Here is a 22,887-nt window from a genome sequence, read left to right as displayed (position 1 = left end):
TGATCCCTTATAAACTTAGTGCGACAGAGGTAACCCGACTTATCCAAGTGACAGATGGAGGTAGGAGCTGATCTCGGAGTCGGCGAGAGCCTGTATTTGTTCAGGCGAAAGCTCAGTAAACGAGACGCCGCCCTCGTTTAGTAGATTATCTACTAGCGATTCGATTTCTTGACCGGTGAACTCGCCACCGATTGCTTGCTTCGCGTCGTCGAATACGGATCGCATATCGGTTGCGAATTCTTCAGCCTCGTTATACCGCTCCTCATACGAGTTGTTCTCCTCGGTGTAGACGTGTTGCTTCCAACTCCAGTCGTCAAGGAGCGTTTCTAGTCCTCTCAATCGCCCCTGGTTATACACCTGGATCTCTTCGTTCAGACCCCGCATAGCTCTGACCGTCTCGTGCATCTCGATCCGCGATTCCTGAATTTCGTTGTTGATGCGCGTTTCTTCCTCGTCAACGCGAGTTTCGACCTCAGGAAGAAGGTCCTCCAGCCGATGAACATCGTCATTCTGAACAGCTGCCTGGGCTGCCTCTACGGTATCTTTGGCCTTCTGATTCACCGATAGACTGCGCTCGAAGAGATTGTTGGCGATGACACACTGGAGCAGCGTCTCTTCCATCTGATCCGCAATATCGTCGAGTTCTTCGTAGAGATGCTGTTGTTGGTACTGTTCGTAGACCTGCTCGAGATCGGACTGGATCGGAGAGAAATCACGTTTACTGGACATAGTGCTCTGCCACCTCCGTGAATCGTGTCCCGGCCCCATTCTCACCTGGTGTCGCCCACTCTTCTTCGAGAGCATCGAGATCTCTGAATACGGGATGGCCGAAGAGTTTCAGATTTGCAAGTTCAGCGTGGACGCGATTCTGGTCAGTCGGCGAGCCGAACTCATCTTCGAGTTCGTTCCGCATGAATTTGGCCGCATTACGGACTTCGAGGATGTCCGACTGGTCGTGGTCCGAGAAGTGCTGAAGTGCTGTGTTGAAGCTCGATTCGACTGTATTGTACGTCTTCAGATCGCGGGCGATTTCGTTGATTCGGTCCATATCGGTCTCGCGCAATCGCAGCAGAGCGTGACGACTCACGTTAGGCGCTGTATCTTCCTCTTCCAGGTCGTCCACTGAGTTGAAACAACTGTAGACAGCATTAGCGATATCTGGGAGCGTATTCTTTGGCGCGAATCGAACACGTCCGTTGACCTTGTCGATGTAGGTCTTCGCCAATGCGTCGAGAATCTCGTATGGAGTAGCACGGTTGAATCGCTCTCGAATGCTTCGAACGTCGAGTGCACTCGTCGTCACCCCAAAGCGGGCCTCAACCAGATCTTCGAGTTCATCGACGTGGTCGAACACCTCGGTAACTTCAACGTACGTGTCCCGATTCAGGAAGTATTCAAGCTGTGAATCGAGATGATTGTCGATGGATAACTCTTCTTCGTCCGTATATCGCTCGTTGATACGATCCGGAGTCAATGGTTTCCAAGGGTTATCGAGCAGGACCAACCATGCGTAGGAAGCAATCACGAAGTCATCGAAGTCGTATCGACCCTGATGCGACTGCCTGTACAGCAGAGGGTCGTCCTCTATGAAGTTCCAGCGAATGTTTTTACGCCATAGCTGACCGTAATCGGTGAATTGGCTACCATGGTTTTCGAGTTGTTTCTCTCTATCGAACGTGTCAGCCTTCTCTTCAGCTTCGATTCCGTGGCGAAGTAGGTCCCTAATTTCCGACCGTCTGAATTCACGTGGATTTATCACGATCTGATCCGGTTGTGGGTCGTCAACCGAGTTTTCCCACACGAATGGAGGTTTCTGGCTGCTCAGATTGTATCTTAGATCGCTATCATTCCAAATAGTATAGTCGTCCGTGATGTGGCTGATGAGGTCCTCCACAGCGGTTTGGATGTAATTGTTCGTCTTCGTGAAGCGACTATTCTTCGGGTCGTCTATCCAGTCATCAACGTCACCTCGGCACTCGTCAAAGATTTGCTCTACGCGTGTCTTTATTTCAGGAGGGTTCGGGGGAGTTGTGCCTCCGTTTCCATCTCCAGAGGGTATTTTAATTATCTCAGGTGTGACCTGAATACCAGCATCATACTCTGCTTCCATTTTCTTCTCTGGAATAAGACCGAACGCAAAGGCTAATGCAGAGTCAATTTGATAATAGCCGTTTTGCTTCTCACCATACCACTTTGCAAAGTCAGCAAACTCTTCTTTATGCTCATATACCTTATCTGCCGGGGTTTCGCTATTGGTGACATCGCTACCGAGTTGATTCGAACTCGACGGAACAGCAGTCCCACCGACGTAGTACTCGTAGAGGATGTCGAAGACCTTTGAGACGTATTCCCGGGGAGATTGCTGGCTTTCTTCTAGTCCCTCGTAGATTCGCCTGAGGAAGGTTTCGTTGAACGGGAAGAGGTCGCGATACTCGTCTGAACAGAGATTGCATGAGGAACATTCGCTGTTTGGCGCAGGGTCCAGAAGCTGGACAGGGTTTCCTACCTCGTCGCGTTCGTAGTTGACGCTGTCGTCGTAGTGTTTGAAGTAGCCAAGATAGGGTCGAATGAAATCAACAGCTGAGTCCTTATCCAAGAACAGAACGCTGTTCGAGTCAGGACGGTTCGTCTGATAGAATTCGAAACGATCCTCGGCAGTCTGGGTATGCAGGACTTCGGTGATATCCCGCGTTCCGGCGATTATGAAGTCCCAGTTGTCCTCATCGATATCCCGCTCAATGTAATTCCTGAGTTTCTTCGCTTCGACGGATGCGATTCCGAAGTCCTCGAAGACTACCACCGGGCGCGTATCTTCAAAACGTTGCCCGACCAGTTTCAGCATTTCCGAGAGTGAGGGTGTCTCGTACAGGTCCTGAATTTGATTCCACAGAGCATCGTTCCAGATATCGATGGCATCCGTCGTGCTGAGTGATTCGTCAAAGACATCGAGGGATTCCTCACGTTCGTATTGTTGCTCTGATATGATGTCCATCCGCTTGCCGTACTCCCCACGCTTGACGAGTTTCTCAAGACGACCTTCAACGATATCGACGATTACATCTTCTTCATCAGACGTGACTGAGACATCAAACCCCTGGCTCGTGAAGCGTATCATTGCTCCCGAAGTTGCCCGGCTCGCAACCACGTGGGGGATATTTTCGATATTGTCTTCGAGCTGTTGGAATTTGTCTTTTTGTGGGAGTGACTCGCCAAAGTGCTTCTCGTGGAAGTCAGGCAGTCGTTGCGTAAGGATGGTCATCAAGTCGTCGTCTTTATCGACTCGAAGGATTGGGCGATTCTGGTCCCGAAGTTGATGGACGAGGTAAGCACACAGCTCAGACTTTCCAGTGCCGACTTCGCCCTCGATGATTACAGCGTGATTTCCGTGTCGCTGCGTGTTGAGCTTTTGAAGGATTTGGTCCTCAGTAATAACAGGGGGATTCTCTTGATCTGCCGCACCTGAGGGATATACCGATATCTGTCGATGTGTAAAATCGAACAGCTCCGGATCTTCAGCTCGTACTGCGGCGACTTTGTTGAACAGTCGCTGAAACTCTGCGTCGTCAACATGATCTAGGTGGGGACAGGTGAACGCTTGGCTCATAGTAGTTTGATTGAGTTCGCTTCTTGGTCGATGCCGGAGTGCGCACGATTCGGCAGGTGTGTGAACGTGACGGAACCTGCGTCACCGTATTCGACGAGTCGGATCTGGCGTGATCGAACTAACGAGAACAGACACTGCGTTAGGATCTCAGGAACGGTACCTCCTGTTGAGTAGCCAATCCGTAGCAGGTTCGAATCCAGCCATTCGAGATAGTCCCGAACTTCGATATCTGCCTTCTCGCCTTGTACAGGATAGTTTTCAGTAGCACGTCGAATAGACGCCAAGATCAGTTCTGGGTCTGGATACACCGTGTGCTGGCGTCCAGAAACCTTGTGAACGAGGCCGAGATACTCCACGAGACGGGTCCAGTTCGCGAATTTGACGTCATTGTGCTTGTAGATCTCACCGTCACCTTTCGGTCGATAGTCCGTTTCTTTCTTGATCCAATAGTCAATATCTTCGTAGAGCGCTCTCTCGTTGTTCTCGAACTCCTGGATGTTGCGCGAAATTAGATATTCGTAGTTGAGGAGAACCGCGGCTTGCTTCCCCCAGTCCTCTGCGGTTGCCTCCTTCGCGAGGTTCTCCAGTGCAGACAGCTGGAAGTCACGGTGGCGATCTCCAGTGTCCCAACTCAAGGAAGTCGCTTCGTATCCGAAGTCTGAACGACTGATTAGTCGCAGAAGAACGAGGCCACCGAGAATTTCTTCGGTCGATCCATCGGGGAGACACGTGTCTTCCTGAATCTCTTCTTTCGTCTCATTCCCGTCCGCGATCGAGTCGAAAACGACCCGCAACGCGGCCGGATTTTGAATTTCGTTGAGGATGTAAGCTTCTGAAGAACTCATTGTACCACCTTGCTTAGCCACCGCATGTAGCGTTCGTGCACGTCACTTTCAGTCGAGTCGATGGTCCTGGCTACGGACGTTGCTTCTTCCATCATCGGATGACGGCTGCGCTGTGCGCTATCGAACGTACTCTCATCAGCGTCAACCCGGCGGTTGAGCGACCGGGCTACCTCCAGCGCTTTCTGACGATCCCATTCCAGCCGACGCCGTAACCAGCGACCAAGCCCTTCGATCTCCGCAAACGAATCAAGCGGTGAGGCACCCGGCTCACGCCGCCGGCTAAAGATCTGTACGAACGCTTCGTACAGCGGCAGGTACGGGGCGTCAGGGAGAACCTCGAACAACTCCCGTGTCCGAGTGAGCTGTTGTCCTGTCACCATTCGATAAAGATTGGCGTTATCTTGCATAAATAAGTTCGCGGTGTCTATGAGTGGGCATCCCACACCAACCTCCTCGTAGTGATCCTCGAAATAACTGTATACCTGTCTATACGATCCCATGTCGTAGACGAACGGCTGCATCCGGAGCATCCGCTGACCCTCCTGTGGATCGAAGTCATGGTGATCTGCAATGACCACGAACGTCGCCTCGCTCGATTCGTAACGGTGTAACAGCGGGCGAATGGTGAACTCGGTGTGCGTCTCGTAGTTCTGATTCGTAATCGCACAGAGCATCTCGTCTCGAAGGTCGATTTCACCCAAGAGTTCGTACTCGTAATCAAGATAGTCGTACTGTGCGGGTGACGAGAGTTGCCGCCACCGCTTCGGGAAGGTGAAGTGGTGAACACCGAGATAGTGAATGACCGGAAGACACCGTAGCATCCCGAATCCACGGTCGCCGATCTCGTCGTAGATGAACGCGACCTCGTTTTGGTCCATTCGCGTTCTAAGATAGTCCAGACTCATGTCACCCTCTTCGCTCCGAATTCGCCTCCGATGGCATACTGATGCGTTCGGCGAGATGAGATCCTGTGATCATCAATCTCCTCCGTCAGTGAGAGCCATGGTCGAATCACCGAGGAATGCTCGAAGCGTGTACTTGTTCAGAAGGTCGTTCTCGAGATACGCTGGCGGCGTTCTCGAGAGAAGCAGACATTCTTCGCAGAAGTCAGCACACCGCTCACACGCAGCAACCTCGGCAATGGCTGAAAGTAGATCGTCTTCCAGCTCCTGGCGAATGCGCCAGGTAATGCCGTTGCCACCCTGCCGGCCATCGACGAGATAGACTTCCACTGTTTCGGGCTTCAGGACTGTTTTGATTCGGAAGTCCTGCTGATCGAATTCGCCCACGATCGCGACGGCCTTCGTGAGCGCCTGCTCGAAGCTCGCGATAGCCTGGGGCCAATCTGTCTCGTCTGGGAGAGCCTCAGAGAGACGCTCCTCAAGCTCAGACCGCGGCAGGTTGAGCTTCAGGCCCTGTGTATGGTATCGCTGGCCGACCGGAGCGTAGGTCTCCTTCGAGACGTCTTCGAGTCGCTCCTCCCAGGAGAGCCCTTCGCTCGACCCGCCTTTCTCGCGTTCGATGAGCGCCTCAGAGCGAAGCGTAGTCCGGTCAGGGCTCCGGGAGTGTCCCCGCTCGAACGCGTACACGAAGTCAGTAACGGCGTATTCTCCGTACTCTACGGGACATTGGACTCCGAAGAGCGTACGTTCATCAACGGTGACCTCGTCACCACCTTCGCTTGGCGCAATGTGCGTCGAAAGGATCCCGCGAGTGTGATATCCTTCCTCACCGCCGCGGGTCGTTCGACATTCGACTGATCCAACACCGTGGATGTTCGTCTCTGCAAGGGGCTCCTCGCAGTGAGGACAGTGTTCAGTATCGGTCTGATACGCCTGGAACGGCCGGTCACAATCCTCGTTGATGCAGACTGCCACTTCCGAGATCGGCGTGGTCGTCCCATGAACATCAGAGACCACGTACTGGGTCCCGTGAAGACTGAGAACAGAGCCTAGGGCGTTCTCTTCGCCAGGGAACATATCGTAGAGGCGGCCGCTCGATTCGAATTCAATACTATCCTGTCTCCCGGAGAACTTCACCGGGAATTGCTGACCGAAATCACGGTAATTTGCGAGATAGCCCAGCAGAGAGAGCCACGAATCGAGCCGGTTGTGGCGCTCAGAGAGACGTTTGTTCGTCTCGGTCGAACCCGACATCGCTGTCAGTTTCTGGAAGGTGAAATCAGCACGGTGCTGGAGACTCAAGTTACCGTCTTCGACGAATATCCGCTCGAAGACACGAACACCTTCTTCACCGAATACCTCGCGAATGTAGTTCGTGAGTTCCGATCGTTTTTCCTCCAGAATGAATTCCCGAAGGATGTTGAGACGCTCGGTAACCTCGCTAACGTACTTTTGCAGGTCCGTGTTTTTCGTCTCCAGCTCGTAGATTTGACTGAAGATATTCGACTCGTGGGGATTACGGGCCAGATATGCGATCACCGTCGTCATAACGTGGCCTGCCAGGAGCTCGTCGAACTCGAAGGGATCGGGGACCCGAACAGGCTCGAAGTTCCGGAAGAACCCCTCGAGGTTCGCATAGTAGTGGTTGTCAACGGGATGATCGCCACGGACGACGGTCATCACGAGTGAGGAACTCCCGCGTGTTCGGCCCGTTCGCCCGCTCCGCTGGACGTAGTTGGTCAGATTGGGAGGAATCCCGACCTGCGTGACAGTATCGAGAGTTCCGATGTCAACACCGAGTTCCATCGTTGGCGTGGCACTCACGATATTGACGTCCGGATCGTCTTTTCGGAAACTCTCTTCAATCGCACCACGAAGCGTCGGCGGGATGTTCCCTTTGTGGATCCCTACAGTGACAAACTCGGGTGTGCCATCCTCGCTTTCTTCGAGGGGTCGGTTGAGTTCGTACGCCCAGTGGTCCACTGGCCACTGCCAGTCGGAGTCAACATCCGCGTATCCCTGTCCTTCGTAGCTGCCGTCCGGCTTGATTTCGTACCGATCGTAGGTCTCCACCGCTGCACCACAGGACCGACACGTATCGGCTTCCAGACCCTCAGGTACCGGGTGAGTCGAGAAACACTCTGTACAGTATGATACACGAGGAATGAGACGGAGTGACGACTCGTCTTGCTTGGGTATGCGAGTAAAGACGCCACTATCGAATGATCTGGTAAACGCCCCAGAGTCGTTCACGCGGGCTCGCTGAGCTTCGATGTAGTCGAACACCTTATCCTGACGCTCTGTACCTACATCGCCTTCAGAAACTGCCTGCTGAATTCGCTCCCAAGATTGCTCCGTTATTACTCGGTCATCCAGGAGAATCTGGAGGAATTCATCGACATGGTCGGCGATAGCAGACTCCGAAAGCGTCGTACGGTTCCCGATCCGGCTGACGATCTTCTCACGCGTGAGCCCCTCGATATCGACAGTTTCCTTGCTGAAGCCGACTCTCGGTTCCAGCGCGAAGAGTTTGTACAGCTCCGTCGCGATAACTCGACGATCGAGATCGTCCGTCGTTGCTTGATAAAGCGGTTCCGGGAGGACGAGGGCGCTTTCGAGAAGGTGCCGACAATTGGAGAGGTACGCGTTTTGTGAGATGTCGTTCCGAAGCTGACGGAGGATGTTGTACGTCTCGCTGTCCTCGTCGATTTCGTTCTGGAACAGCGGGTTATAGTACGCCTCTCGGAGTTGTTCAGAGACCGTTTTGAATATCTCGTAGTTATCGTGGGCTCCGTCGTGATCCAGCAGTTCCTTCACGTAGAGGGATTCCGCCATCAACCCGTATTCTTGGCCGATAATCTCGCCGCCGACACTCTCCGCCGAGGCGTGCGAGTCGGAGAAGACGAGTGTCTTTTTCGACGGTGCAGTCCGGCAGATCTCCGTCAGCATGAACGAGAGGAGCGTCGAAGTCGGCACCTCGATATCAGTCAGGTTTACGTACTTGTCACAGCCAGGGCAGTGAGAGACGACCTCAGACGTCCCGATTGGAACGAAGTCCGTTTCATCGTCGTCTTCAGTGGATTCTCCCCGTTCAACGAACGGATAGTGACACCGCCGGCAAAACTGGAGTTCAGGGATTTCCTCTCCGCACTCCCGGCAGGCATTGGAGCGAGAGACGAGGTGGCAGTCCTGGCACCAGTGGACTTTGAGCGGCGGTTTGAGGAACGCGTGATATTTTTCTGTGACGATACCAGCCATCCGGCCGAAGTGCATGACGGTTTCGAGGATTTCTCGCGGGTTTTCAGCGCCTTCTCGTGCAACGGATTCGATCAGCTGCGGCTGTTTCTTGAAGCCGACGCTCCCGGTCGTGTCGGTATCGAACCAGGCAGCGAACGTTGCTACTTCCGGCACAGAGTCGATCACAAATTCGTACCACTGACTGGACGAACCGCCTGATTTCACCACAGCTTCGACAACTTGTTCGAGACCATCTTGGTCATCGAGAACGGCACGTTCAGTGTCGTACGCGCCTTCTGTGACTAGTTGATCGACGATACGCTGAACTGGTCTACAGACCCAGTCTGCATGGATCTCAGAAATGGATAGCCCGGCGGATGTGTCCTGAACGAGACTGACCTCGCGGAGAGTCCCCAGCGCGCCTTCCAGATTGGGGTTTTGAGAGAGGAGTTCCTCAGACGAATCTGCTGTAAGCGTCGTACGCGCAATCGTCTCGACGAGTTCGTCAAGTGTACACGGATCAAATCTGGTAAAGTCTGGGGTACCTTTGACAGGCACCTCTCGACTCGTAAAGTCTACCGCGTTGATATTGTCTTCCGAGGTATGAGTGAGCGAGGACGCCAACTCAGTCGGGTTGTCTACGGTTGCGGAAACCATCGTGACCTGCGGATCCCGATTCCCATAGAAGTGTTTGAGGCGTTTCGTCAGCAGTGAGATTGCTGCACCCGAGATGCCACTCCAGACGTGAGCTTCGTCGTAGACGATGTGCTTGAGTGGATGTTCGCCCGGCCTCGATCCGAGGATACTACGGGTATCTGCCGAATCGTTTACGAGCATGTAATCGAGCGCTTCAGGGTTTGTAAGGAGAATATCCACACCCTGGCGAATACTCTCGCGAGTAACCCGGATCCACGAATACTCGGTCTTCTCTGTACCCACAGTCGTCGAAGAGCGAACTCTAAGTTTCTCCTTCGTTCGGGGACACTCCAGGCCACGAATGAACGAGTCAACCTCGATCTCGTAGTCTTTCGATCCGACGTCGTGTGGAGTGTCGCCGTCCCAGATCCCGATCGTAATCCTGTCTTTCGGATCACGATCGCGATTGATGTGGTCGAGGTACGTGAGGAAGCGATTGAGCTGATCGACGCTCAGCGTCTTCATCGGGTAGATTACCAGAGACTTGAGCCCCTCTTCGTCAGTCGAGAGACAGTGGTTGAGAATCGGGAAGAAGAATGATTCCGTTTTCCCCGTCGCTGTCGGAACGGATAGAATCGTGTCGTTGTTGGTGCGTTCAATCGCCTCAATTGTCTCGGCTTGGTGCTGATACAGGCTTCCAGAGTCGTCACCGTCGAACAACTCCGACACGACAGCGTTGGTGATATCGTCGTGATACTCAAGAGAATCCAGAAACTCGCTTGCTGGTTCAGACGCTGCCTGGGGCGCTTTCACGAGTTCAAGGTAGGGTCCTTTCCGTTCGACTAGATCAGTTTCGACAAAATCGTACGCATTATCGAGATTGGGTATCTCGTTCAGCTTTGTCATCCGGCGGTTCCACCAGGTGATCTCTGACGCGCGATCAACCGCTTCATTAAGGGTGTGTTGGGGGTCGTGCATAAACAGGGTCTTGGGGGGTCTGCAATTACACGGATTGCAGTACGGCTGTCTACTAAACACGGCAGCGCTTACCTATATAAATCTCACTCCGAATTACAGGTTTTGAGGATGGGAAGACAATAATTCGCGAATGACTCCCTTCTGAGAATAAAGCGCAGATGGCTACGTATCTTTGTCTGTGTTGAGTTCGTGATATGGCTCAAGAAGACGTCTATAGTTGTTCCGGATCGTCGATTCGTGAACGTTCGCAGCATCAGCGATCTCCGTCTGGGTAACGCAATCGCCTTCCAGTGACTTCGCAGCAAAGAGCGCAGACGCAACGACACTCGTCGGCTTCATACCGCCGATTACAGACGAGGTCTTACCATCGCTCTCCTGGGCAGTCTGTATGATCTCAGCAGCTCGCTGCTGAACGGACTGGCTGGCACCTGCTTCCGAAGCGACTCGCGGAAGATAGGATTGGGGATCCACAGGTGCGAGAGACAACCCGAACTCATCTCGTACTGATTCGTAGCCGTTGATGATTCGCTTTCTCTCAACGCGACTCACCGCGGCAATTTCATCGAATGAGCGAGGATAGCCAACCGATCTCGCTGCGATGTACAGGCTGGCCGAGGCCACACTCTCGATAGCCCGTCCCGGGAGAAGGCCTGCATCGACTGACTGTCGGAAGAGTCGGCAAGCCATCTGCCGGACGTCTTTTTTGATCCCCAGAGCTGTCGCCATCCGCTGGATTTCGTCCAGTCCCTGCCGCTGGCTTCTGGCAGTCGTACCGGAAACCTGGACGCGCTGTTGCCACCGTCGAATACGTGCAGCGCGCTGTCGCTGACTGCTCGACAGCGTCTGACCATATCCGTCCCTGTTCTCAGAACCTACGACACTGGACAGGCCTCGGTCCTGCCGTTCGTATCGAGATACAGGGGCCGCACCACGGCCGCTCGTTTCGCTGGGAGAGAATTGCCCGTTGACGTCAGGGCGCAGGTCGTCAGGGTCGTACGAACGCTCGCGGTCGGAGTATGATCGAAAACGCTCTGAAGACTCCTCGTCGGAGAAGCTGGAAACTCGGCTCTGTTCGCCATCTGTGGAAGAGTCCTCTCCGTTGTCTTCGCTCGTGTCCTCAGACGTTGGTGATCGCATTCGGTGCAACAAGGTCGGATATCAGGGGTCCGGAGCTACGTTCAATACCTCCAGGAGAACGATCGTACTTAAATCGATAACAGGCTCCGACTTACTGCACAGATAGATCTAGGTGTCGTCCGCGTCGTTCTGCCGATCGCGATCGGCCTCATCGAAGCCGCTTGTACTCCCTTCTCGGCGAGCCTCACTGATTCGCTCAGACGTTGACTCGTACGCTGCGCGCGTGCCCTCTGCGTTGTGAGCCATGTCCAGCGACTTGTCTTGGTCCATCCCCATCTCACTCGCAGTCAAGGCGGCGTTCTGATTCGCACCGATGAAGAGGAATTCCCACTCGAAGTCTTCGCGGCACTTCTCGACACGCGCCCGAACCATCTCTTGGGGCGTCTCGGAAGCGTTCTCCTTTCCATCGGTCAGTACGACCACCACGACAGTCTCGGGTCGTTCGGTGGGATCGAACGAGGTGATGTAGTTCATCGTATCGTCGATCGCCATCGAGATTGCATCGTGGAGTGCAGTTCTCCCACCGGGGGTGTAGGATTCGCTCGTAAGTTCCTGCGCCTCGGCAATCGGCTGTCCCTGATAGACGCGATCGATGTCCGTGTTGAAATCGAAGAGCGACACAGTGGCTGTGCCCTCTTCATCTCGCTGATCGTCGAGGAACGAGTTGAACCCGCCAATCGTGTCGTCTTCGATCGCCGACATCGAGCCGGACGAGTCGAGGACGAAGGTAATGTGGGTCTCCATTGCACTCAACGGTGGACGAACATCTGGTATAAATGTGAAATCGGAAATAGGCAAGATAGGTCGCGTAGGCCAGCAGGCGGTTGCAGACTAACACTTATGTGAGATCGTTGTCCTGAGTATTGTGATGCAATTCTGTGATTCCTGTGGCTCCGCCATGGTGAAGGTTGAAGAAGACTGGGTCTGCCGGACGTGCGAGCCCGAGAAAGCAGAGACCGAATCAACCACCAGCGACCCACGAACTCCATCACCGCGATCAGCAAAGTTAGACGATTTGCCAACCACCGACAGTGGGTCTGTGCGAAAAAAGGACGCGATGAGGTGGCTGAACAACTTGGACGAGCCAACTGCCCACGAACTCAGAAATGCGTTCGTGCCGAAGCCAAACGGGTTTGAGGGGAGTACGTTCCCGACGTCAATCTCGAATATACGTATCACAGGGGATCCAAAGTTCGTCGAAACGGTCGCAGGGCTGTTGAAGCCGATTCAGCGACTCGAAGGGTCACGGACACGGATCGAGATCAATCTCCAGCGGACAGAAGATCGTGAGACTGGTGAATTGACAGGGAACTACGCGTTGTATCTCTCTGTTGCGGAGCGAGGCTGATATGAGCCCACTGTGCTGAAATTCGCAATTAGTTACACAATATCACAGCTGTGCTGGATACAGAGCGTGAATGTTGCACACCGAGATAGCGAGAGCGTAGATCGAATGGGCACAAGCGGCCAATGTGACAGAGCAGGTCGAAAAGTCCGTAACTCTGTCGGAAGCCACGCGCGATATGCAGAGATAGATAAAAACTTTTGTCAGGCCGATACCACGGATTTTAGATCTTAGATATTCAACCCCCCCCCATCGTATATTAGTCCACAATCTTGGTGAACGAGAACATCCTATGCGTTATAACAAGGAGTGTGAGGAAGTAATGGGCGATAAATGCGTAAGTGATTGAAGAAACTGCAATCACAGTGAAACTCCGGGCCTCTAAATTGATTCTAGAAATGATAAATCCGAACACCAGAATGATTATGATGAGTACGCCAATCAAGATCGAATAAAGTGTAAATTCCTTGGTCTTTTCTACCGTTGATTGATCATATTGGTGAGAGTTTTTATTGTCAAACCTCATCAATAGAACTAGCGTATTAATGGAAAATCCAGTTAAAACGCTCAGAACAGGGGCTGACGCAGATATGAATCCTTCCCAGATGACAACCGCAGACCCTAATACAGCACCCAAGACAGCCGGTAATAAGAAAAATATAATAATTAGGATCGCTCCGGCCGGCTTGGGTTTGTAGCCAGTTTCCTCAGCTAATGAGGCGTAGTGATTTTTTATTATTTTAAAAATGTTCTTGAATATCATATTTAAATCTCATCGTCAAATTCCAAGGGTTGGATGTCATCCCCAAACTCTGGTGACTCTACTAACTCGGAGTGCATCAAATCAGTAAATAAGCCATCAGCTTCACGCCTTAGAGAACCAGTTGTGAGCAAGCCGTTGCTGTACTGAAGTTCATCTCCCGAGAGGTCCCTCCGCATAGCTACTTTATTTTTCATCAACGGAATCGTTTCTTGTCGCCCCCCTGAATTCACGACTTTTGCACGTACTTCTTCAACTTCTTCAGAGACAACCTCTGCGAACTCTCTTTCTTCTTCTTTTAGTCTACCAACGACTTCTCTCAAACCATCCGCAAAGTCGTCATCAGGGTGTAATACAATCGTCTGTGACTTAGTGTCCCCTGAGTCGATACCGTGAATCAACTCTGATCGGCGTTCATCATCGCCAGGAATCTTATTCAGGTCAATGTCAATCCTGTTCAAAAAGTCTGCCTCAAGTAATTTCTCGTAGATTCTTTCCGTATATATTGGTCTGAATTTGACAGTAGTGTCATCGCTACTTGTTGTTAGGAATTGTTCAAATCGACTCTTTACTTGGCCCTTGATTCCCATCCGGTTAATTTGCTCTAAGATGATTACTAGCCTCGTTCCGCCTCGATATGGCTCTCCCTCGACAGTCTGCGGTAAATAAAACATGAAATAGAATGGAAGCTGCTCCGCTTCCATTTCGTCCTTTTCATAGGTTGGGTCCCCTGTTTCCACATTTCTGATGAGGGATTCATATCCATAATTCCCTGTCGAAATATACCCATCTATAACGTTCCCGTTCCTCTCGAAATCCTCAACTATGAAGGTCTTCTCAGCCGAAGGATCTCTCAAGTTCCTGCCTTCCAAGTTTGACAAGAAGTCTTCTACTACATCTATGATATGGTCGTAACCGATACTCGGATCATGGCTGGATAAATTCGATAAATCATACTTTTGCTCTGGATCATATTTCTCGTACAGTTCGATTTTATACGGTACTAATTTCTCAGATGGCATATTGCACAAATATGGTGAGTGAGTGATAAATTCTCCCCCGATGCTGGGAACTATCTTTCGAGAATAGGTTTTTGTCGGTATCTCCATTCACAGTAGTGAGTTCGTAGACTGTGTGATTGATTCATTGATTCAATTAGCGTGGAAATGGATTCTCGTCTTTCCAGTAGTTTGTCCATTGAAGTACCATGCTCTTCCTCAGGACAGCGAGCACAGTCAATGTCTCTACAAAGTATGTCTGCACTTGGAACGATCAACCACAATACGAAGTACTCATTCGTTGCGGCTGTCAGCGACGTGTGGGGAACGAACAGTGAGGCAGGAGAAGTTATCGAGATAACCGACGCGGCAGACGTTTCTCGGTACGTAGTTGTGACAGAGGATACTCCAAGTTACCCCTACACCTGGAAAGTAGGCGATTGGTACGAATTCGCCACAGTATACGGGTGTAACCCGAAGCGGCCGCTGTACGATTCGTCAACACGCAGGCGCGATCGACTCGAAACGAAGCAGGCAATTCCAACCACTGCATTCGACATCGATCCGGACGTCTGCCCGAACTGCGAAGGCGATCTCAGGCACGACAACGCACTCATCTTGTCTGAGGGATCTCGTGAGATTATCTCGAAGCTGCCCCGTGAGTTCATGCTGATCGCTACAGCAGAAAGTCGAATCACCCACCACGGAAACAAAGCGGATGCTCTCGAAAACACCGCAATAACAAGTGCTATTCCCAGCTCACCGCCACGAGTGGTTTGTAGCGACTGTGGTACAGCTATGGAAGAGTACTACAAACAGCAATGACGGGCTGTGCGGTAGCAGTATCCGAGGCGGTTATTTAACGAAAGGCACTCTTCGTTCAGCTATGTCAGGTCCGGGTAAGTATTCAGGAATCACAGAAGCAGTCGATAGTGTCCACTCAAAGGCCATGCATCGATGGATCCAGGAAGCACTATCGGAAGTTCCTCCAGAATCGGATATAATCCAGTGGACAGAAGCACTCACTGGTCTCGAGGTCGGGGCCACGGTGACGAAGGACGAAAAAGAGCATCTGAGAGCGATCGAAGACCTGTATACTGACTCAGAACCGGCACTCGCAGATCAGGCTGCGGAGATGGATGTGCTGTCTCTCAATGAGTTTCCGCCGAAAGCAGTCCTGTTCATGGCTTGCTTCCGGGAGCTCCAAGCCGAGTACGCCGGGAAGGCAAATCTCAATCCACACAAGCTCAGGGTGATCAAGGATCGTAAATACTCGGTGAAGTAGGGGTGCTCCAATCACCAGAACAGGAGAATGTAGACGAACCAGCGAAGATCTACGGAGAGTCGGTGAGTGCGAATCCTGCTGTATCGATCTGCTCGTGGATGTTCCGTTCGATGGCAGTGAGATATTCGCTAATTTCCGCTATCGTTTCGACCGGGAGACGGCCAATGTAGCCGCCAAACTTGAACAGCGCCTTCTCATATTGACGGCCAGAGACGCCCTGGGGAAGGGTCCGCGAGAAATATTGGCAGAACTCACCATATCTTGACGCCGACGTCGTCGCACCGACTGGCAACTTTTCGTCCCCCTCTCGGCGTTTTGTGAGGAACACGAACGCCTTCCAGCACCGAGCGTCGAAGATTGGGAACCTCGATGAGTACTCCTCAGAGCTGCTGTCTGCCAGATGTAAAATGAAAGCAGGGGCCACTACTGTTTCTGTTTCGAGGGCGCCCTTCTCGACTAACGTCGAACTGAGTGAGGCGACTGCATCTCCAGGGGGTTTCTTTAGGTACTCATCGAACTCGAGGGTGGAGAGGACCGGTTCGACCTGCTCGAACGGAACTCCACGGCTCAAATCCTTCCAGTCCCAGAGGGAGCGCGCCCGATCGAGCGTCGTTGAGTTGGACTCGATTGCATCGTCGTAAATCTCGTCGTCATCAGCAGTCGCTTCGTACTGGGCTGCCCAGTAACGGATATTGATCTGAGGCTCTGAAACCCGCTGGCTCATGATATGGAACGCCGAATCTGAGGTATTTGGCTCTGTTGAAAGCCCCAGATTCCGATACGATTGCCGTGCTGAATATAGAGGTTATATGCAGGATCCACTGAACGTCTTCTATATCACGGGGAAAGAACTATCATCTCCGGCTATTTGCATGGAATGATGGGATCCGATGAACTAACTGAAGGCGAAATTGATGAGATATTGAGTCTCTATCGTCAGACAACTACCGAACGGACAACTACGTTCGACATTATCGATAGAGCAGGGGATGAACGGACACACACGAAATTTCTGAGATGGATGTGTGATCCCGACGGAAGCCACGGTCTGGATGCGACCTTTCTGAATCATTGCCTGGATGTGGCCGGCGGGACCCAGTCCTCAATTGAGGAGATAGATGGAGCCACAGTTAATTCGGTCAGTGCCTTCAGCCGGAAGCCGGACGAGACAGAGCTGGATATTCTAATCGAGACGGGTACGCGTATGATCGTTTTTGAAATAAAGACCCAGTCTTCTCTCAGGCACAAACAGATAGACGCTCAGACACGCTATCTTCAGAAGCAGGTCGAGAAAAACGCCATCAATTCTTGGGACTATATATTACTCACGCAGGACAATATAAATCCAAAAAGCACGTATCCAAATTTGTACTGGAGCGATATTCACCGCGGGCTGGCAACCCTTGTCGGGAAGGTTGAGTCAGATATCGATGCTCTCCGTCTCCGAGACTGGATGCGCGCAATAGATAAAGATCTCCTTGACCAGCGAGATTTTGGACCAGATTCAAGACTAGCACTCCAGTATGGGGAGAAGCTTGACCAGCTGGGGATTCCGTATGATTCAGAAGCGCATATCGATGACCGCATTCAGTTGTTCAAACGACTGCGCGAGTGGCTACGAGAACAATATGAGTTGTCTTCCGGTTCGTCTGATGGGTGGACATCACGAACGCTTCAGTCGCGGTTTGAGAAGGGGTCGGATATTTACCGTATCAGTAAGCACCGGTGGGAAGACGAAGGGATTCGCTTCGAAATACTGGCGCGTGATAAACGACTTAAACGGGGGACAGATCATGACCCCGAACACGGCTACCGATCAACGGACTCGCTAATCGAAGTTACTCTTCGTTACAAAATAAGCAAGCAAGACACCCAGTCATCGCCGGAGAACCCCACATCCGGTGCTCAGCAGCGAAAACGACTCCATGACAAACTCAAACAGGATGGACACTGGGAGTCTCTACAGGCTGCTGGTTTTCAACGAACCCGAACGCTGCTGCCAGAGGACCAGCCTCTGAGTCGATACCATATGTATTCCCGGCAAATACCGGTGTTTGAACAGGATGGAAAGGGCGTCTTTGCTGCTGTCCGAGACGCAGTTGCGGCGTTGATGGATACGCGAGAGTCAATCGACAAGTTCGTCGAGACAGAGGAGATACGGTAGGTACATCCAGCTAGCGAGAACGAACTGCTATTCCGAACAGTCGCCCACGGGGAGCCTGTGCGGTAACTGGTTGATATGCTCTGTGCATTCAGCAGGGTCTCAAGAAACTACTCGATCACCGTCAGTAACCTCGTGAACGATATAGAGGATATATTCAGCAGCCGGTGATCTACGCAGATTTCGCCGCCCGCGGTAGGCGTCTACTGTGACTCCTCCTCGCCGAATTCGTCCAGCCTCGTTTGAGCCGTCTGCCCGCCGCCAGGGTCTGGATTCGGTGCGTGCCCCGTATCAATTTTCGTATGGCACGCCACACAGACGGTGACGAGGTTCGGCATATCATTGCGCTCCCGCGGGTCCTCGACGGTGCGCGCCGGCTCGATGTGGTGAACGGGCAGCCGCCGGTCGAACGCCGCCAGGTGAGTGTCCTCGTCGAGCCCGCACCGCTGGCATTCCCGGCCGTCACGCTCGCGGACCGCGCGCTTCTTTGCATCGTCGAACCCCGGCCCGTAGTCGATGGTGTCCTGGGCGTCGCCACCGCCCGCCCCAGGCGAGTGGATCGTGTCTGTGACGCCGTGGTTCGCGCGGGTGTCCTCGACGTCGAACCCGGCGGCCAGCAGCGCCTCGATCCAGCTACCGAACTCTTGTTGGTACACCCGATGGTACGGACCGTCGGCGGCGTTCACTTCCGGCGCCGAGGGCGGCCGGCACAGGGTATCGCCGAGGTCGCGCAGGTGCTCGCGCAGCTCCGCGCGGCTGTACCCCGGCGTCGGGACATCGGCGGCCGCGAGGGCGTCCGACCAGCTCCCCCACCGGGTCTTGTAGAGGGTCGCGGAGTACCGGCCGTGCTGGTCCATGTACTGGCTCGACGGCGGGTGGCCAAGCTCGTCGGTAAGCGCCCGCAGGTGCTCTAGCAGTTCGGCGTCGGTTGCATCCCGACCGTGGGACGTGCGGGTGACCTCGAGGTTGGCGGCACGCAGCGCGTCGTTGTAGGATCCGAACCAGTTGCCGTAGCTGGCGTAACTGGGGGCCCGCGGGTATGCGTCCAGGTCCTTGGTGGTGGGAGTGTGCCCGAGATCGTCGGCAACCGCGGCGAGGACTTCGAGCATCGCAGCGCGGACGTCGTCGTCGGAGTGGGTGTTACTCGTGTGGCTCCAGAGTCCGTTGGGCGTGACCGGCGTGCCGCAAATAGGGCACTCGACGGTGTCGTCGGGCACGGAGACCAGTTGCTTATGAGGCGGTACCACTGGGTCGGGCTTAAGCATTCGTACGAGGGTCCTGGCTCGCCCCGTCACGTCTTTGAGGCGAGAGCGGTGTGATGTGTCTTTAGCGGTTGGTTATCTATTCTGCGCCACGCCATTCAGCAATTGCTTAAAATCCTCTGAGCCGAGTTTTGGGGCATTTATCCAGTAATCCACGAAACAGTGCAGAGTCCGCCACCCCTCCGAAAAGTTGGGGTCCTGAATCAAGTCCCTGTATTGGTGGATTCACTCATTGGTGGCCACGAGATATGCGCGTTGTGTTCAGCACGGCTGCTGAAACTTGTCAAAAGATGAGGTTTTCAACAAGGCTAGGTATTTGGCTCTGAGGAACTTGCGTCCAGGAGCCCCCGGAAAACGTCTAGTCGTCCTCGAGGGTATCTTTGAGATTTTGCCACTGCCGTGAAAGGGTGACTGGGCTGACCCCCGCAACGTCAGCCACGTCATCCTGTGTGATATCGGGATCTGCTCGTTTTGCTGCCCCGTACACGGCCGCACCGGCAACACCCGGTGGGCTCTGCCCGATATGAGCACCTGCTTCGGTTGCCGTTGCCAAAATTTGAGCAGCCTCACGCTGGACGCTATGAGAGACCCCCACACGAGAGGCGATACGAGGAAGGAACTCTTGCGGCTCGGGTGGCCGCATCGAGAGATCCAATTCGCTGAGTACAGTCCGATAGGCGGTCGAGATATCGCTCTCAGATACGGGCGATACAGTAGCGACTCCGGAGAACGTTAGCGGCGGCCCGTTTCGTCGAGCTGCGATATACACGCATGTCGCTGCAATTGCGTCCATAGATCGGCCCTGGAGAAGATTCGCATTCGCAGCTTTTCGATAGAGGTATGCAGATTGTTCCGCGGTCGAAGAGGGAACGTCCAGTGCTGCCGCTAAACTCCGGACTTCTCGGAGCCCTCTCAAGAGAGACTTCTCGTCGTATGCGAGACGGTTGTTGTAGTGGGTGAGCTTCGCGACTTCGCTATTCGAGACCCCCTTCGCCTTCCCGATTGTCGTCCCCTTCTGTAGCCACAGCTGGCTCGTAGATGGGCCAGTCCGCCGCTCGTCTCGAGGAGTCCAGCTAGGTTCGGTGCGCTCGATCGGTTGGTCGTCAAGTACCATTCCACACTCTTGGCAGTACTCGATACCGTCAGCGTCTACACCGACAGTCGTCTTCCCACACTCACTACAGGCCGCCTTCTCCGTTGGTTCCGTTGTACGAGGGGTGGGTTTGTGGACCGTACGAGAGTGATGGGTCTGTGTGGCGTGTTCAGACATGAGGAATGAACCCGTGGGCGACGCCACCGCTCACTACGTGGAGCCGGCACTGGACAAGGTCGCCACTGTGGAAGATGGCGAGGAAACCAGCGACGCCACTCTTCAGTGCGGCGGTGCGCGTCAGGTTATTAGTTGTGGGCGATGCCAACAGACCCGGTGCGACGCACGGAGCGTCGCTGGCGAAGTGTTCCTAATTTTGGTGTGGTCCTATTAATTGTTTGTGTGAGACGACACCGCAAGCGGTCAGATCACTGTGACAGCGGTGTAGCGCTCTTCACAGTACCGAGGATGACGGTGGTATATAAATCGATAAACGAACTCTCAATCGCGGAAGCGAAGAGCCTTTGCCACCTAACCTGCTACCCAACTGTGCTTAATGGCTTCCTTCCGGGTAACGCAACATGGTGACGATGGATACGGACGCATTGGAGAGATGTCCGTACCACACGGGCCAGTTGAGACACCTGCACTCTTCCCTGTGATCAATCTAATTGGCGGAACCACGCTCAAATCTGGAGGAGTCTGGAGGCGTATGCGAGATCGTCTCATCGCAAGCGATCATCTGCAAGGCGTCATGTTCCAGGCGATGAGTTTCTCCGACTACGGCGTCTCTCCAGGAAACTTGAAGAACTTCTGGCGTGATAAGACATTTCACGAGCGATTTGCAGAAGCGGATGATGAGGATTTCCCGGATCTTAATTCGCCCGTGTTCATCGATTCTGGCGGTTTCAAATTGATGAATTCAAACACCTTCGGAGAAGCTCCTGAGGAAGGTGGAACTAAAAACGAATGGGGATTGTATACAAATCCAAAGAGTATTCTCGGCCTACAGATCGATTTTGGTGCCGATATCATTGCCACGCTAGACTATCCGATTCCTCCGAAGCTCCGCGAAGAAGAAAAGTTCGAGCGGATGGAACGTAGCATCGATAGCGCGGTTGAATGTCTTCGTCTTTTGGATAATCCGGTCGATTTGATCACTCATTTTGAAGAAAACGACATACCTTTACACACACTCAATGACTGGATTGATAGCGATGACAAACCAGGAGTATACGTCGCTCTCCACGGACACGATTACGAGACGGTAAACTGGTACGTTGGTACTTTCATCGAGCGTCTAGCTGAGGCCGACGTCGAGACACAGCCAGACGGATTCGCTATCGGATCCCTAGTTCCCCTCCGAAGTAGCGTCGATGTACTCGTCGATATTGTCCAGGGTGCGAAAGACGCGATTCCGGAAGATCGTGCAGACGAGATGGGACTCCACGTCTTCGGAATCGGCGGAAAGCAGGTATCACTACTGGCGCTGCTTGGCGTCGATTCCTTCGACTGCTCGAGCCACATGCAATCGGCGAAGTTTCGGAAGTATCTCCATCCGGAAACGTGGGAGAACATCCACCTCGACGATTTAGAAGTCGAAGGAACCGATTATCCCTGCAATCTGGAACACTGTCTGCTCTGTCAGGGAGATAGCGAATACGATACGTCATATGAGGAGATGCAGTCGGTGCTGAACAGAGATTTCAGCTACGACGAGCGAGAGAGGCGCAAAGATAACGACGAACCAATCAAGAGCGACTACTACGCGCTGCTTGCCCGGCACAACTTCGAAGTGTACAACGACGAACTCCAACGCGTTCGGAGGCATATCAACGAAGGAAACCTATTGGAGTACGTCGTCAACTTCGCCCGGGAGCACGAACAAATCAAAACAGGGCTCGAACAAGCCCAGATACGTGACAAGAGTCTTCGGAACGATATCGAACAACTCGGTGCTTACGACCTCTTACCTGGGACAGAGCTCCGGAGCGATCAGAAGAAACTCTCTGATTGGGATGGTGGCGTTGACGAGTCGGACGAAACTCGAAGCATCTCTCTCGAATATGGTCCACATAGCTTCGATGTGAGCACTCGATCGTACACCCCGCCCGCTGATCGCGATGTATGTCTCTTGATCCCCTGTAGCCAACAAAAGCCGTACTCTGAGTCGAGAACCCACTCAGTATTAGCTGACAAGCTCGGGAAGCACAAGTCCAGAATTCACAAGGTGACGGTCTCCGGAATGTACGGCCCGGTCCCTGAAGAGTTCGAAGAGGAGAAACCAGTCCTCGAATACGAATATGTTCTGGCAGGCGAAGATGAACGGCAAATCGAGCTAGTCACTGATCGAGTTCTTCGGTATCTGGAAAAGCACGGCGATAACTACGACGAGATCGTCGGCTACGTCACGAGCAAAACGTATCGGCAGGTAATCGAAGATGCGCTCGAAGAATATGGGCGCGGTCAAGTGTTACCAAGAGATCCGAAGGCTCTCCAACTGACTGAATTCTTCCGGAACGAGAACATCGAAGAGCTCACCGACTTCTTGGCTGCGACCGCCGAATAGAGCTCATTTAGTGAGCGACAACCCGGGTTGGTACTCTAGTTTTAGAGAGCCGGGATGAATTCTATAGGTACTCGACTA

17 protein-coding genes are annotated in these 22,887 nt (G+C 53.1%); 5 read left to right on the top strand and 12 right to left on the bottom strand.

Annotated elements, in window-relative coordinates:
• Positions 1-39 precede the first annotated feature (39 nt).
• From HSEST_RS00870 to HSEST_RS00845, 7 genes are all read right to left on the bottom strand, one after another.
• A complete protein-coding gene (locus HSEST_RS00870) occupies positions 40-729 on the bottom strand; it encodes a hypothetical protein (protein WP_229121684.1) in 690 nt (229 codons plus the stop codon).
• Positions 719-3,604 (bottom strand): ATP-binding protein, encoded by a 2,886-nt coding sequence (locus HSEST_RS00865; RefSeq protein ID WP_229121683.1) that lies wholly within the window; start codon positions 3,602-3,604, stop codon positions 719-721. Before HSEST_RS00865 ends, HSEST_RS00870 begins: the two co-directional genes overlap by 11 nt.
• Entirely contained in the window at positions 3,601-4,449 is an 849-nt protein-coding gene (locus HSEST_RS00860; RefSeq protein ID WP_229121682.1) for a hypothetical protein, read from the bottom strand. Before HSEST_RS00860 ends, HSEST_RS00865 begins: the two co-directional genes overlap by 4 nt.
• The gene (locus tag HSEST_RS00855; protein WP_229121681.1) at positions 4,446-5,327 is read right to left on the bottom strand and encodes a hypothetical protein; all 882 of its coding nucleotides are present in this window, start codon (positions 5,325-5,327) and stop codon (positions 4,446-4,448) included. Before HSEST_RS00855 ends, HSEST_RS00860 begins: the two co-directional genes overlap by 4 nt.
• Positions 5,328-5,426: 99 nt before the next feature.
• Positions 5,427-10,130: a DEAD/DEAH box helicase gene (locus tag HSEST_RS00850; protein ID WP_229121680.1), complete on the bottom strand. Its 4,704-nt coding sequence runs from the start codon at positions 10,128-10,130 to the stop codon at positions 5,427-5,429.
• Between the two features lie 234 nt (positions 10,131-10,364).
• Positions 10,365-11,339 (bottom strand): transcription initiation factor IIB, encoded by a 975-nt coding sequence (locus HSEST_RS14620; protein ID WP_418886528.1) that lies wholly within the window; start codon positions 11,337-11,339, stop codon positions 10,365-10,367.
• 108 nt (positions 11,340-11,447) lie between these two features.
• Positions 11,448-12,083: a vWA domain-containing protein gene (locus HSEST_RS00845; protein ID WP_229121679.1), complete on the bottom strand. Its 636-nt coding sequence runs from the start codon at positions 12,081-12,083 to the stop codon at positions 11,448-11,450.
• Positions 12,084-12,207: 124 nt separating this feature from the next.
• On the opposite strand from HSEST_RS00845, the gene HSEST_RS00840 reads away from it, so the two are divergent.
• Complete coding sequence (locus HSEST_RS00840) at positions 12,208-12,687, top strand: hypothetical protein (protein WP_229121678.1); 480 nt, start codon at positions 12,208-12,210, stop codon at positions 12,685-12,687.
• Between the two features lie 256 nt (positions 12,688-12,943).
• On the opposite strand, the gene HSEST_RS00835 is transcribed toward HSEST_RS00840, so the two are convergent.
• Positions 12,944-13,447: a hypothetical protein gene (locus HSEST_RS00835; RefSeq protein WP_229121677.1), complete on the bottom strand. Its 504-nt coding sequence runs from the start codon at positions 13,445-13,447 to the stop codon at positions 12,944-12,946.
• Positions 13,448-13,449: 2 nt separating this feature from the next.
• On the bottom strand, positions 13,450-14,466 hold the full coding sequence (locus HSEST_RS00830; RefSeq protein WP_229121676.1) for a hypothetical protein: 1,017 nt from the start codon (positions 14,464-14,466) through the stop codon (positions 13,450-13,452).
• 231 nt (positions 14,467-14,697) lie between these two features.
• On the opposite strand from HSEST_RS00830, the gene HSEST_RS00825 reads away from it, so the two are divergent.
• Together HSEST_RS00825 and HSEST_RS00820 are read left to right on the top strand one after the other, a co-directional pair.
• Positions 14,698-15,267, top strand: coding sequence for a hypothetical protein (locus HSEST_RS00825; RefSeq protein WP_229121675.1), 570 nt, complete (start codon positions 14,698-14,700; stop codon positions 15,265-15,267).
• A gap of 61 nt (positions 15,268-15,328) precedes the next feature.
• Positions 15,329-15,727: a hypothetical protein gene (locus HSEST_RS00820; protein WP_229121674.1), complete on the top strand. Its 399-nt coding sequence runs from the start codon at positions 15,329-15,331 to the stop codon at positions 15,725-15,727.
• 49 nt (positions 15,728-15,776) lie between these two features.
• Here HSEST_RS00820 and HSEST_RS00815 read toward each other — a convergent pair whose 3' ends face one another.
• A complete protein-coding gene (locus tag HSEST_RS00815; RefSeq protein WP_229121673.1) occupies positions 15,777-16,451 on the bottom strand; it encodes a hypothetical protein in 675 nt (224 codons plus the stop codon).
• A 156-nt stretch (positions 16,452-16,607) separates the two neighbouring features.
• Between HSEST_RS00815 and HSEST_RS00810 the strand changes: the two genes are divergently transcribed.
• Positions 16,608-17,891: a PD-(D/E)XK nuclease family protein gene (locus tag HSEST_RS00810; protein WP_229121672.1), complete on the top strand. Its 1,284-nt coding sequence runs from the start codon at positions 16,608-16,610 to the stop codon at positions 17,889-17,891.
• A 200-nt stretch (positions 17,892-18,091) separates the two neighbouring features.
• Here the strand turns inward: HSEST_RS00810 and HSEST_RS00805 are convergent, their stop codons facing one another.
• Positions 18,092-19,135 carry a homing endonuclease associated repeat-containing protein gene (locus tag HSEST_RS00805; RefSeq protein WP_229121671.1) on the bottom strand — a complete coding sequence of 348 codons (1,044 nt, stop codon included), beginning with the start codon at positions 19,133-19,135 and terminating at the stop codon, positions 18,092-18,094.
• Between the two features lie 373 nt (positions 19,136-19,508).
• Positions 19,509-20,264 carry a transcription initiation factor IIB gene (locus tag HSEST_RS14615; RefSeq protein WP_418886527.1) on the bottom strand — a complete coding sequence of 252 codons (756 nt, stop codon included), beginning with the start codon at positions 20,262-20,264 and terminating at the stop codon, positions 19,509-19,511.
• A gap of 532 nt (positions 20,265-20,796) precedes the next feature.
• Between HSEST_RS14615 and HSEST_RS00800 the strand changes: the two genes are divergently transcribed.
• Positions 20,797-22,809: a DUF5591 domain-containing protein gene (locus HSEST_RS00800; protein ID WP_267491899.1), complete on the top strand. Its 2,013-nt coding sequence runs from the start codon at positions 20,797-20,799 to the stop codon at positions 22,807-22,809.
• The last annotated feature ends 78 nt before the right edge of the window (positions 22,810-22,887 follow it).

The organism is Halapricum desulfuricans, from assembly GCF_017094465.1.
Classification (GTDB): domain Archaea; phylum Halobacteriota; class Halobacteria; order Halobacteriales; family Haloarculaceae; genus Halapricum.
This window is presented reverse-complemented; position numbering and strand designations above follow the sequence as displayed.